Origin of the sequence: Methyloceanibacter sp. (assembly GCF_041573655.1) — a bacterium.
In the GTDB taxonomy this organism is placed as follows: domain Bacteria; phylum Pseudomonadota; class Alphaproteobacteria; order Rhizobiales; family Methyloligellaceae; genus Methyloceanibacter.
Window position 1 is genome coordinate 1 of sequence record NZ_JBFFQD010000053.1, and the last position, 13,075, is coordinate 13,075.

Genomic DNA, 13,075 nt, shown 5'->3' on the forward strand with positions numbered 1-13,075 from the left:
ATCCACATCATGTGGGACGACACGGCCTTCGGCGATGTCGGCATCCCTGCGATCCAGAAAGTGCGTGGCTTGACCACGCCGAGCATCAACCGGCTAGCGGAAGAAGGCATCCTGTTCACCCGCATGTACACGGAGGTCGGCTGTACGCCGAGTCGTGCCGCGGTCGTCACCGGACGGCATCCGATCCGCAACGGCATGTACAATATCGGCATGCTCCTGGAGAGCCATGGCATGCGCGGTGAAGAAGTGACCATGGCCGAGGTGCTATCTAAGGCTGGTTACAACACCGCTTTCCACGGCAAATGGCATCTCGGCGATATCGAAGAAAGCTATCCCCACAAGCAGGGTTTCGATGAGGCCTTCTTCACCGGCTACAATCAGATCCTGTCGCTAAACACCAAGCTTGCAGAAGGCGCCAATGCCTCTATCGGCTTGCACGAAAGTATTCTGCCGCTGGACCCCTACAAGCTCGACGACAGCTTCGTGACCAAGGGTTGGGTGATGATCGCCGAAGGCAAGAAGGGCGAGAAGGCGCAGCAATGGGGCGACAACTCCCACGACACCTATGTAAAGATCGATCCGGAAGCGCAGAAGCGCACGCTCGACTTCATTGAAAAGAGCGTGAAGGAGGAGAAGCCCTTCTACATCGCGAACTGGCCGAACCTGACCAGCTTCATTCCCAATCCGAAAAAATGCGCGGTCGCCCGAAGCCTTTTGCAGGACGGGCTCCAGTGCAACATCGACCCCTTCATCGCGAAGCTGATTGCCAAGCTCGAAGAGCTCGAGATCGCCGATAACACACTGATCGTGGCGATGGCCGACAACGGCCCCATGGCCCACAACCCGCCTCCCGGGCTCGGCATGGCCGAAACCATCTACCGCGGCGGCAAGGGTGACTTTCTGGAAGGCGGCGTGCGCGTCCCCGCGATGGCGTGGTGGCCGGGGGTGATCAAGCCCGGTCAACAGGTCGGTGACATCATCCACGAAGTCGATCTGTTCACGACGTTCGCCAATTTGGCGGACGCCACGCAGTATATCCCGACCGACCGCGTCATCGACGGCGTCGACCAGACGGCGCTTCTGTTCGAGGGCGATACAAACAGCCGGCGCGACTATGTCTTTATCTATGCCGGGCCCAAGCTCGGCGCGACAGTAAAAGGCAATTACAAGCGCCATTGGATCTCGTCCGATCCCGTCGGCGAGGCAAGCGGCATCCCTGCTGCCTTCTACTTCCTGCCGGCCGATCCGCGGGAGAAGACGCCGATGCTGGTGAACCTCATTCACCTGAAGAGCCCGTTCAACCGGATGCGCCTGCGGCACGAACTTTGGATGAAAAAATATCCGAACAACAAAGAGAAGTTCGGCGTGCCCTGGACCGGGATTGCGAACGCGTCGCCTGAAATCGAAGCGCTCGCGGATCCAAAGATGGATCTCTCCAAGCTGCCTTTCGATCCGCTAGAATATGTAGAGCATCTCGACGAGCTGCCGTTCGACCCTAACATGGACCCGAGCCTCGGGCAGTGAGGCCGACGAGACGGAAGGTTCTGACCGGAGCGGCCGCCCTCGCGGCTGCTCCCCTTCTTTTTCGTGCTTCTATGGCTCACGCGGACGCCGCGCCGCTACCGATCACCGTTTCGGCCTATCGCGCAGACCGCACTGCCGCGCTTGCCGATGGCCGAACCGGGATCGAAGGTTGCGCTGTGACATTCGAGGAGGACGCCATCGGGGATATGAACACCCATGCCTTCGATGGTCCCGGCACACGGGAAGTCACGGAGATCGGGCTTCATCCCTTCATGCTGGCCTATGCGAATGATGGGTTCCGCGACTACATGCTACTGCCGGTCTTTCTGCTTCGTCAGTTCCGGCATAAGAGCGTGTTCATCCGCACCAACCGGGGCATCGAGCGCCCAGAGGACTTAGCCGGACGCCGCATCGGAACGCCGGGCTATTCCTCAACCTCACTCACCTGGATCCGCGGGATATTCGAAGACGAATACGGCGTGAAGCCGCCCGAGATCGAGTGGGTGGTTTCGGCAGCAGACTCCTCGGCAGAAGCTGCGGGCAAGGCTTCGGCACAAGAGAACCGCCTGCCCCAAGGCGTCAACATCACCACAGGTCCTGAGGGCCTCGACGACAGCGATCTCCTCGAACAAGGAATTGTCGATGCGCTGTTTCACGCGGTGGAGCCGCGCTGCTACAGGCAAGGAAATCCGCTAGTCGGGCGGCTCTTTCCCGACCATCGGGAAGTCGAACAGGAATACTTCAAGCGCACGGGAATCTTTCCCATCATGCACGCCGTCGCGATCCGCCGCGATGTCGCTGCGAAGCACTCCTGGTTTCCGAAGGCCGTGTTCGACGGTTTCGTTGAAGCAAAGACCGAAGCGTACCGGCAGATGGCGCGCCTAGGATGGGCCACGAACATGCTTCCGTGGTTCGGACAAGAACTTGAGGACACAAAAGCCCTGATGGGCAACAATTTCTATTCCTACGGCATCGCTCCCAACCGCAAAGCGCTCGAGACACTGTTCCGCTATTCCTACACGCAAGGGCTTGCGACCCGCGAACTCACGATCGAGGAGCTGTTCGAGCCGTCGAGTCTCACTTTCGAGGACACTGCCTAGCGGATAAAGGCGTCGTCAGCTCGTCACCACAACGACTGCGGAACATTTCCGTCGGCCGCACTGCCGGTAGCTATGCGGATAGGATGAGTCGAAATACATCGAATCCCCCTCACGAAGCGGGGTTTCCTTGCCATCGATGGTCACGACAAGCTCTCCGCCTATGACGTAGATCACCTCGGCTCCTGGGTGCTGGTGGGGTTCTGCCGGCTTTGCGCGTGGTCTAAACTCCACGAAATACGCGTCCATCTTGCGATCGGTTACGGGAAAATCAAGGCATTCGAAAAAGTAACTCGGTGCCTCTCCATCGCTGCGATTGGGCAGCCGCAAGCGGTCCTTCTTCTTAACGACCGCAACGACCGGGCGATCCTTATCGTCGCTGAAGAAGTGATCGAGCCCCGCGCCGAAAACCATCGCTATCTTGAGCAGCGTCGGAAGGGTCGGCACCAGCCTACCGCGCTCGATCTTGGACAGCAGCCCCGCAGACATGCCTGTGTGTTCACCAAGCTTCGCCAGGCTGAGACCCTTTTGCTTACGAAGCCTGTGGATCTTCGGACCGATCTCATAGCTTTCCAAACCTGCTGTCAGGGTGTCGTTGGACATGGGCGCGCCTCTTTTTTCGACTGGTGACAAAAATTCAAAGGATATTTTACTTCTATGATAATTTTTTTTCATTTCACGAAATCGTGTCTGGCGCCGTTCGGAGACCGCCATGTAGCCTCCCCTAACAGGAGTGACACACATGGAAATTCAGACCAACGATTGGCTTGAGCCCAAGCAGTTCCCGACCGTGTCCCTCAATGCACTTCGTGCCTTTGAGGTGTCGGCGCGTCATATGTCGATGAAGAGGGCTGCGCTCGAACTCAACCTGACTCCATCGGCGATTAGCCATCGGCTGCGCCTTCTGGAAAAGACCCTCGGGTGCCGGCTCTTTGAGCGCACGGGATCATACCTCCAGCTCACGGACTCCGGTCGGCAGCTCGCGCCGGCGCTAACGGCCGCCTTCGCCCAGATTATGGAAGCCGTGGGGAGCGTTCGCCGCGATTAGCGAACAGTCCCAAAAGGAGAGACCTCATTATGTTAAGAACCCTTCTCATCAGTGCTCTTGTCGTAACTCTTGCTGCTCGTGATGCGGGCACAAATGAGCAGGTGATCTCCGCTGACGCAGGAAAGATTGCGGCCTCCCTCTTGTCGTATCCTACGGGAAACGCCGCCCCAGCGGGTTGGTTTCATCGCGCATCGGACAAGGCGGACGTCCCGCCCCCAAACACGCTTGCAGTCATTGCGTGCCGGGTTGAGCGAAAGTCTGAGGCCAAAGGGGGCGCCGCCGAACGTGCACATCGGATCGAATGGCGCTTGCCTCTTGAGTGCATGAGAGTCGTCGAGACAGTGCGTGATGCCGCAGCTCTCAGCAATCTGTGGCTACGTGAGCGAAACCCCGATCTTTCCGAACACAGCGTTTGCGCCGAGATTGTAATGACCTACGCACCCATCTGGGAGGCCAGCCACAACAACTGGGCGATCGTAAAAGTGGGCTGTCCGACGAAGATTGTGGACGCGAGTGGTCGAGTCATCGGCTGGCATATGCCCGAGTGCCAGGGCACGATTCCTGGAACGACGTATCCGCTTCGCTGCCGTTTCGACCCAAGCGAAGTCTGACGTGCGCTCATGGACCTAGTGGCCAGGCCAATTAGATCCGAGGAGCGTCAAATTTAGCCACTTTTGCAACAAAGCGGGGTTTCCGGCCCTGTGGGCAAGAGTCCACGAAGCAGTTAGTCTAAAAGTGATTCGCCCTTGCGGTCCGCGGAGAGCCACCCGGCTCCAGCATTCAAGTCTGTGGCAGCGTTCAGCGGCGCGAGGCGATGCCATAGGCAAATGCGTTGTTGGTGAGATGCGTTGGCTATGACGTTAGCGGCGGCGTGGGAGCACGGGGGGACCATGCAAACCAGCAGAGGAGAGGCGACGCCTGACTCAAGGTGGCCCACCGTGCTGGCCCGTGTCCTGGCCTATTCCATTCCGGCTTCATTGCTTCCGCTCGATGCCGCCATCGCTCAAGAAGCGGCCGGGTTCGACGCGCGAACGCTTCTGACACTTGGAATCAATCTCGGGATCATCACCTTCGCCGTCGGCACGGCCATCGCTTGCATGCGCGCGACCAAGCGCGCTCGGGCGCAGGAAGCCAAGGCAGCAGGCGAGGCGGAACGTTACGCCCTCAGCGAGAGCATGCTGGAGACCGTGCTCGCCGCCGAGCCGCAGGCGCTGATGACCCTGACCGAGACCGGAGAGCCCGAGCTTCTCGTCTCCAACCTGCCGGGGAGCTTCGGCGTTCCGCGCGACCCTGCGCGTCTCATGAATTTCGTATCTTGGCTGGACTCAGAGTCGACCGCGGAGCTCGAGCCGGCCATGCAGGCCTTGGCCGAACGCGGCGAGCCCTTCAACCTCATGCTGCGCGCGGCGCGGGGCCGCTATGTCGAGGTCGACGGCCGTACGGCAGGCCGACAGCTGGTGTTCAAGGTCCGTGATACCGCCGGACGACGGCTTGAACTTGCCGACTTGTCTTCCAAACACAAAGAGCTGGAGGAGCAAGTCTCGTCCTTGCGCGCTTTGCTGGACGAAGCGAAACGGAACGAGACCACCCGCGCGGAATCAAAAGCAAGCATCGAGGCGCATTTCCGCAGTTTCGACAGGCTTGCGACCGCGTTCGCCGTGTTCGATTCAGGACAGCGGCTTGCCCACTACAACCAGGCCTATGTGGATTTGTGGCAGCTCGATCCCGCGTGGCTGGCTACGCACCCCCGCGATGGGGAGATCCTCGACCGCCTGCGCCAGGCGCGGCGTCTGGAGGAACGGGCAGACTATCGCGATTGGAAACAGAGCTGGCTTTCTCCTTACGGCTCCAACAAGCAGGTCGAGGACCGCTGGTACCTGCCGGACGGACGCTCGCTGCATGTGATCGCCGATGCCGACGGCAAGGGCGTGACCTATCTCTATGAGAACGTCACCGAGCAGATCGCACTGGAGAGCCGCTACAACGCGCTGATCCAAGTTCAGCGGGAGACGCTCGATACTTTGCGAGAAGGTGTCGCCGTGTTCGCTCCCGACGGACGTTTGCGGCTTCACAACAGCGCCTTCGCCAGAATCTGGCAACTCGATCCGGAATTGGTCGATGGCGAACCGCACGTGGACGACGTCATTGCCCAATGCCGCAAGCTCTACGACGTGCCGGAGGAGTGGGAGCGCACCGTCGCAATGGTGACAGCGATTGTCGCCGAGCGGCATCCTTATGAAAGCCAATTCGACCGGCCCGATGGCACGGTGATCAAGTCTGCTGCATTGCCGCTGCCGGACGGCGACACACTGCTGATCTACCGGGACATCACCGATGCCAAGCGCGCCGAGCGCGCCTTGATCGAGAAGAACGAGGCGCTGCAGGCGGCGGACCGGCTCAAGAGCGACTTCGTTTCACACGTTTCCTACGAGTTGCGGACACCGCTTAACAGTATGCTGGGCTTTGCGCAAATGCTCGCCGAGCCTGCTTTCGGCCCGCTGGCTGATAAGCAGCGCGAGTATGTGAACGATATTCTGTCGTCGGGAACGACGCTGCGCGCCATCGTCGACGACATTCTCGACCTGGCCACGATCGACGCGGGCTCGATCGATCTCAAGCTTGAGCCGGTCTATGTGCGCAATGTCATCGAAGCCGCTTGCCAGGGTGTGGAAGAACGCCTGAAACAGAACGACGTGAAGCTCGAGATCGAGATCGCACTCGGTGTCGACGAGATCGTGGGCGATGCTAGCCGCATCACGCAGATCCTCTATAATCTCTTGTCCAACGCCATCGGCTTTTCGGAGCCGGGCGAGATCGTGACGCTCAAATGCGCCCGCGCCGACGAGATGATCGCCTTCGACGTCGAGGACCGCGGCGTGGGCATTCCAGAGGAGTTCCAGCAGTCCGTGTTCGACCGTTTCGAAAGCCGCACGCAAGGCTCGCGCCATCGCGGCGCTGGCTTGGGACTATCCATCGTCAAGAGCCTAGCGGAGCTCCACGGCGGTACCGTGTCGCTCTCATCGGCACCGGGCCAAGGCACAAGGGTTACGGTCCGCGTGCCACTCAAGCATGAGCCGGATCGGGAGGCGCCTAACGCGCCAGCCTATCAGCTCAACCGCGCCGGATGAGCGCAAGCTGGCGGCTCGACGTTGTCGACCTGGAACAGCTCGACATTTTTGCCAGCCGGGTCGCACTTTCCCTCAAGTCTGGTGACGTCGTCACGCTGAGCGGACCGCTCGGCGCGGGCAAGACCACATTTGCGCGCGCGCTTGTGCGCCACCTTGGCGTCGAGGGCGAAGTGCCAAGCCCCACCTTCGCGATCATGCAGCGTTACGAAACCCAGCGGCTGACATTGGTCCATTGCGACTTCTATCGGCTCCAGCCGGACGAGCTGGACGAGCTCGGGCTCGACGATGCGCTTTCCGAAGGCAGCCTCCTGATCGAATGGCCGGAGCGCGGTGGCGATTGGCTTCCCGCCGACCGGCTCGACATTACGCTTGAGGACGCGGAGGACGATACCCGCCGCATCGACTTGGCCGGACATGGTGCTTGGGGCCCGCGCTTGGAGCGCCTGCACGCGCTGTCGCATTTTCTGAAGGGCACGTCGTTCGCGGGCGCCGAGGCGCGCTACCTGCAAGGCGATGCATCCACGCGCAGCTACGCGCGGCTTTTTGGTGCCGACGCCCGCGCCATTCTGATGAATTCGCCGCGCCAGCCGGATGGTCCCCCGATCCAGGACGGCAAGCCGTATAGCGCACTGGTCCATTTGGCAGAAGACGTGACACCATTCGTGGCCGTTGCCGGCGCGCTCGGCGACTGCGGTCTTTCGGCGCCACAGATCCATGCTTTCGACCTGGACCGAGGGTTTATCGTCCTGGAGGATTTCGGCGATCTCGTCTTTGGGTCCGAGGTCGCGCGGGGTGCAGACCAAGGTGCGTTGTGGCGCGCCGCCGTGGACGTTCTCGTGGCGCTGGCCGATAGGCCGCCGCCGGAGACCTTGCCCATTCCGGGCCACGCCCCCTATCGTCTGCCGCGCTTCGACGCGGACGCCATGTTGATCGAGGCCTCTCTGATCATCGACTGGCTGTGGCCGGCGCTCCATGGCGCCGAGACGCCTCCGACGCTGCGCCAGGAGTTCCAGGACCTCTGGCGGCCGCATCTGGAGGTAGCCGCCGCCGCGGATCCAGGCTGGGTCTTGAGGGATTATCACTCGCCCAACCTGATGTGGTTGCCGGAGCGGACAAGCATCCAGAAGGTCGGCCTCCTGGACTTCCAGGATGCGCTCCGCGGCCCCCTCGCCTACGACTTGGTCTCCCTCCTCCAGGATGCCCGGCTGGACGTGCCCGAGGCGCTTGAACGCGATCTGCTCGACCGGTACTGTGCCGCCCGAAGCGCGCAGAGCGAGTCGTTTGATAGCCATGATTTCCGCAGGCTCTACGCAGTTCTCGGCGCTCAACGCAACTCGAAGATCCTCGGCATTTTTGCGCGATTGGCGAAACGTGACGGTAAGCGCGGCTATCTTGCCCACATCCCGCGGGTGGCGCGCTATCTCGAGCGCGACCTGGCGCACGACGCGCTCGGCGACCTGCGCGCCTTCTATGCGCGCGAGTTCCACGCAAGCGCCGACCTGGCGCCCTTGGCCCTTTAGCTCTTGGCGCTCTAAAAGGACGTGGACATGACCATCGCACGCACGGCCATGGTGCTGGCAGCCGGCTATGGCGCGCGGATGCGGCCTCTCACGGAGACCATGCCGAAGCCGCTGGTGCCGCTGCTGGAGCGCCCGCTGATCGACCACGTCCTGGACCGCCTCGCTGCGGCGGGCGTGGAGACGGCGATCGTCAATGTTCATTACCTGCCCGAGCAGATCGAAGCGCATATGCGTGAGCGCGCGAGCCGCCCGCCGGCAACCAAGATTTCCGACGAGGGCGACCTTCTGCTCGACACGGGGGGCGGTGCGAAGAAGGCGCTGCCAATGCTCGGAGACGGACCGTTCTTCATCCACAACTCCGACTCTGTGTGGGCCGAGGGCGTAACGCCGGCGCTGCCCGCCATGCTGCGGGCATGGGACCCCGAACGCATGGACTGTCTCCTGTTGCTCGCGCCGCTTTCCACCAGCATCGGCTATGCGGCACGCGGCGATTTCGACATGGCGCCCGATGGACGCCTGACACGGCGCGGGGAACGGCAAGTCGTGCCGTTCGCCTTTGCCGGCGTATCTCTGTGCACGGCCGCATTGTTCGAGGACGCTCCGGACGGGCCGTTCTCGCTCAACCTGCTGTGGGACAAAGCGCTCGCCAAAGGCCGGCTCCATGGCGCGCGTCTTGAGGGACGCTGGATGCATGTGGGCACGCCGGAGGCGCTAGTGGAGGCCGAAGCCTCGTTCGAGCACGAAGATGAAGGCGCCTAAGTCTCTCACGGCCCCCCACCTCTACACGATCCCGCCTTCGGCGCCGTTTCTGTCGACCCTCGCCCAGGCGATCATGTCCGGCGATTTGCCGCTTCCTGGCGGAACCAAGCCAGACCCGCTCACGCTGCCGCAAGTCACGATCTACCTGCCGACGCGGCGTGCGGCGCGCGCTTTGCGCGAGGCTTTTCTTGCGCAAGGCGGGGGCGAGGCGATGCTGCTGCCGCGTATCCACGCACTCGGACAGGCCGACGAGGACGCCGCCCTGATCCTTGAGGCGGAGGCCTTCAGCGCGGCGGACGGCGCACTCGGCGCACCGGCAATTCCCACCTTGCGGCGCCGGCTGGCCTTGATGCGGTTGATCCGCGCGCAAGGGGCCGCACCTGCCGCGGAAGCCACGGAGACGGAGGCCGGCGCGGCGCGGTGGTACTTGAGCCCAGGACAGGCGTCAAGCCTCGCCAGCGATCTGGCCGATCTGATGGATGTCGTTGAGTCGGAGGAGATCGACTTCTCCGCGCTCGATGCGCTGGCGCCCGATGACCTCGCTGCGCATTGGGACATTACCGTCCGCTTCCTGAAGATTGTCACCGAGCACTGGCCGCAATATCTGGAAGACAACGGCCTCACCTCGCCGGTCACGCGCCGCAATCTGCTGATGGCGCGAGAGACGGCGCGCCTGGGACGCGGCGCGCCCTATCCGGTCATTGCCGCGGGCTCCACGGGCACGGTTCCCGCCACCGCGCGGCTGCTCGGAACCATCGCCAATCTGGAGAACGGCGCCGTCGTGCTGCCCGGGCTCGATCGTCTTCTCGACGATGAGAGCTGGGACAGTCTGCCGGAGCATCCGGAACATCCCCAAGCAGGCATGGCCGAACTGTTGCGCAAGCTCGGCGTGACGCGCGACGCGGTCGCTTATGTACCCGGCAGCGACCCGGACGGCGCCGCCCGCGCGCGCCTGCATCTGGTGAGCGAAGCGTTGCGTCCCGCCGAGACGACCGAACAGTGGCAGCGCTACCTTGAGAGTGACGCGCTCGCACCGGATGGCCGCGCGAGCTTTGCCAATGCGTTATCCGGTGTGCGCCTGCTTGAAGCACCGACAGCCCATGACGAGGCCGAAGCGATCGCGCTTCTCCTGAAGTCGTGCATTGAAGTGCCCGGCAAGACGGCGGCGCTGGTCACGCCTGACCGTGTTCTTGCGCGCCGGGTGGCCGCGCGGCTCAAAGGCTTCGGTCTCACCGTGGACGACTCGGCCGGTGAGCCCGTCGCACGGACCATGCCGGGCGCGTTTCTCGATCTTCTGCTCGGTGCAATGGAGACGGACTTCGCACCATCTGCGCTTATGGCGCTGCTGAAACATCCGTTGACGCGATTGGGGCGCGCGCCCAAGGCAATCCGCAACGCGGCGCGCATGCTCGAGCGTGGGGCATTTCGTGACGTCTATCTTGGCCAAGGGCTGACAGGCGTGGCGCACGCCTTGCAAACTGCGAATCTTCGCAGGCCGCCAACGGACGCAGAGCGCGACGATGCGCTGGGTCTTGTCGCGGATCTAGAGCAAGCCTTTGCGCCGTTGGTCCGGCTCTTTGAGTCCTCCACCCCGGTAAGCGTGACAACGCTCGCCGAGGCCCATGCGGCAAGCGCGGAGGCGCTGTCACGCGATGCAAGCGGAACGTCGGCGGGGCTGTGGCAAGGCGATGAGGGCGAAGCTCTCAGCCTGCTTCTTGCCGAGCTCATCGAAGAGGGAGAAGGGCTCGCGTTGCGCCCGCTTGAGTATCCGGCCCTCTACCGCAGCCTGCTCGCGGGCCAGGTGGTGCGCCCGCGCGGGGCGACCCATCCGCGGCTTCACATCTGGGGTCCGCTCGAAGCGCGGCTGCAGCAGCCCGACGTCGTCATTCTCGGCAGCCTGAATGAAGGCATCTGGCCGCGGCCCCAAGAATCAGGGCCTTGGCTCAGCCGCCCGATGCGCGCCACGCTCGGCCTGACACCGCCGGAGCGGCGCACGGGCCTGAGCGCCCACGACTTCGCCCAGGCGCTGGGCGCCAATTCCGTCTACCTCACCCGCGCGCTCAAAGTGGACGGCGTGCCCACCGTGCCCTCGCGCTGGGTGCAGCGGCTTGAGGCTTTGATCGGCGCATCGGGGCTTCAATCGAAACTTGTGCCGGAGCAGCCTTGGGTTGCCTGGGCGCGCGAGCGCGATCGCGTCGAACGGTTCGAGCCCGCCGAGCCGCCGAGCCCCCGCCCGCCCGTCGTGGCGCGGCCGCGCCAGCTTTCCGTGACGCAGATCGAACGTTGGATCGCCAATCCTTACGAGATCTACGCCAAGCACATCTTGCGGCTGGAGCCGCTTGCCGAACTCGGTGCGGAACCGGACCCCGCCATGCGCGGGACCGCCTTCCACCGCATCTTGCATCTGTTTGCGCGCGCGCACCCGGATGCTCTGCCGGACGACATTTATGGCGCACTCAAGTCGATCGCCGATGCTGAGTTCGATGCGCTGGCGCACGCGCCGAGCATCGAGGCCTTCTGGCGCCCGAGCTTCCAGCGCTTCGCTCGCTGGTTTGCCGCAACGGAGCCAATGCGACGCGCGGAGATTGCCCGCACGTATTCGGAGACGAAGGGCTCGCTTCAAGTCTCTGACGGTTTTCGGCTGACGGCACGCGCGGACCGCATCGACGAGACGGAAAGCGGCGCGCTCGTCATCTACGACTACAAGACCGGCGGGCTGCCGCGCCAGATCCACGTGACCGAACTCTACGCGCCGCAATTGCCGCTGGAGGCTGCCATTGCCGAAGCCGGTGGATTTGCCGAACTCGGACCGCGCGACGTGGAAGACCTCGTCTATATCCGCGCGTCCGGACGCCAAGAGGGCGGTGACGAGCAGGCCGCCAGCCCCACGTCAGCCCGCACCTTGTCCGCCAAGGCGCTAGAGGATCTGCAACGCCTCGTCGCCTATTTCGAGGATCCCGCCACGCCCTACGACGTCAAGCGCCGCGCGGGCGGAGGCTTCGCCAATGCCTACCGCTATGACGACTACGAGCACTTGGCGCGCGTACAAGAATGGCTGACCGAAGAAGCCGAGGAGGGTTGGTGATGAGCGACGCTGCTCACGACCTCCTCCACGAAGCGGACGCCAATCAGGCGCGCGCGTCAGACCCGAGCGCATCGGCCTGGGTGTCGGCCAATGCGGGCACGGGCAAGACTGCCGTCCTGGTGAAGCGCGTCTTGCGTTTGCTGCTCGCGGGGTCAAAGCCCGAAAGCGTTCTGTGCCTCACCTACACGAAGACCGCGGCGGCGGAGATGCAGAACCGCCTGCTCAAGAGCTTGGCGGACTGGGCGACAATGCCTGACCAGGCCTTGCGCGACGTGCTTGCCGCACTCATGCGCCGCGCGCCGGACGAGGAGGATTTGCGTGCCGCACGCAGGCTCTTTGCCAAGGCTCTCGAAGCGCGCGGCGGTCTCAAGATCCACACCATTCACGGATTCTGCGAGCGCTTGCTGCAGCGATTTCCTTTGGAGTCCGGCGTGACGCCGCATTTCTCCGTGCTCGAAGAGCACAGCGCGGCGCAGCTTAAAGACGAGGCTTTCGACACCGTCGTGGCGGAGGCCGCGGCCGCACCCAATGCCACGCTCGGCCTGGCGCTTACCAAGATCATCGGGCTGACCAGCGAGGACTATTTCCGCCAAGTGGTGAATGTCGTTCTGTCGAAGCGCGCGGCGCTGTCGCGCATGGTCGCGGTGCACGATGGCCTAGAGGATTGGGCGGCCGCCGAAGCTGAGGCCTTGCGGCAGCTATTGGGCGTGGCGGGCAAGGAAGAAGACGCGATTCTTTCCACGCAAGCCGCGATCCTGACGGACGAGCAGATCGACGCGGCCTTGGCCGCCTTCTCCGCTTACGGCAGTGACGCCAAGACAGACCAGCAAGCGCAAGGCGCGCTGGAAAATGCGCGAGGGCTCGATGGCGAGGCGCGGGCAAACGCACTACGCGCTCTGTTCCTCACGCAGAAG

Annotated in this window: 10 protein-coding genes; 9 read left to right on the top strand and 1 reads right to left on the bottom strand. The window is 63.2% G+C overall.

The window, feature by feature from the left end; all coding sequences use genetic code 11:
* Both ABY454_RS10585 and ABY454_RS10590 read left to right on the top strand, forming a co-directional pair.
* A partial coding sequence (locus ABY454_RS10585; protein WP_372930503.1) for a sulfatase-like hydrolase/transferase occupies positions 1-1,524 on the top strand: 1,524 nt, incomplete at its 5' end.
* Between the two features lie 71 nt (positions 1,525-1,595).
* Positions 1,596-2,624 carry an ABC transporter substrate-binding protein gene (locus tag ABY454_RS10590; protein WP_372930505.1) on the top strand — a complete coding sequence of 343 codons (1,029 nt, stop codon included), beginning with the start codon at positions 1,596-1,598 and terminating at the stop codon, positions 2,622-2,624.
* 15 nt (positions 2,625-2,639) lie between these two features.
* Here ABY454_RS10590 and ABY454_RS10595 read toward each other — a convergent pair whose 3' ends face one another.
* The gene (locus ABY454_RS10595; protein WP_372930507.1) at positions 2,640-3,335 is read right to left on the bottom strand and encodes a cupin domain-containing protein; all 696 of its coding nucleotides are present in this window, start codon (positions 3,333-3,335) and stop codon (positions 2,640-2,642) included.
* A gap of 28 nt (positions 3,336-3,363) precedes the next feature.
* Here ABY454_RS10595 and ABY454_RS10600 point away from each other — a divergent pair, with 28 nt between their 5' ends.
* The 7 genes from ABY454_RS10600 to ABY454_RS10630 form a co-directional block, all read left to right on the top strand.
* Positions 3,364-3,669 carry a LysR family transcriptional regulator gene (locus ABY454_RS10600; protein WP_372930509.1) on the top strand — a complete coding sequence of 102 codons (306 nt, stop codon included), beginning with the start codon at positions 3,364-3,366 and terminating at the stop codon, positions 3,667-3,669.
* A gap of 29 nt (positions 3,670-3,698) precedes the next feature.
* Positions 3,699-4,280, top strand: coding sequence for a hypothetical protein (locus tag ABY454_RS10605; protein WP_372930511.1), 582 nt, complete (start codon positions 3,699-3,701; stop codon positions 4,278-4,280).
* 279 nt (positions 4,281-4,559) lie between these two features.
* Positions 4,560-6,797, top strand: a complete 2,238-nt coding sequence (locus ABY454_RS10610) for an ATP-binding protein (protein WP_372930513.1) — start codon at positions 4,560-4,562, stop codon at positions 6,795-6,797.
* Positions 6,794-8,317: a tRNA (adenosine(37)-N6)-threonylcarbamoyltransferase complex ATPase subunit type 1 TsaE gene (gene tsaE / locus ABY454_RS10615; RefSeq protein ID WP_372930515.1), complete on the top strand. Its 1,524-nt coding sequence runs from the start codon at positions 6,794-6,796 to the stop codon at positions 8,315-8,317. Before ABY454_RS10610 ends, tsaE begins: the two co-directional genes overlap by 4 nt.
* 27 nt (positions 8,318-8,344) lie before the next feature.
* Entirely contained in the window at positions 8,345-9,076 is a 732-nt protein-coding gene (locus ABY454_RS10620) for a nucleotidyltransferase family protein (RefSeq protein WP_372930517.1), read from the top strand.
* Positions 9,063-12,161 carry a double-strand break repair protein AddB gene (addB, locus tag ABY454_RS10625; RefSeq protein ID WP_372930519.1) on the top strand — a complete coding sequence of 1,033 codons (3,099 nt, stop codon included), beginning with the start codon at positions 9,063-9,065 and terminating at the stop codon, positions 12,159-12,161. The genes ABY454_RS10620 and addB overlap by 14 nt, the downstream gene beginning before the upstream one ends.
* Positions 12,161-13,075: UvrD-helicase domain-containing protein (locus tag ABY454_RS10630; protein ID WP_372930521.1), on the top strand; the 915-nt coding region annotated here is incomplete at its 3' end. The genes addB and ABY454_RS10630, both read left to right, overlap by 1 nt.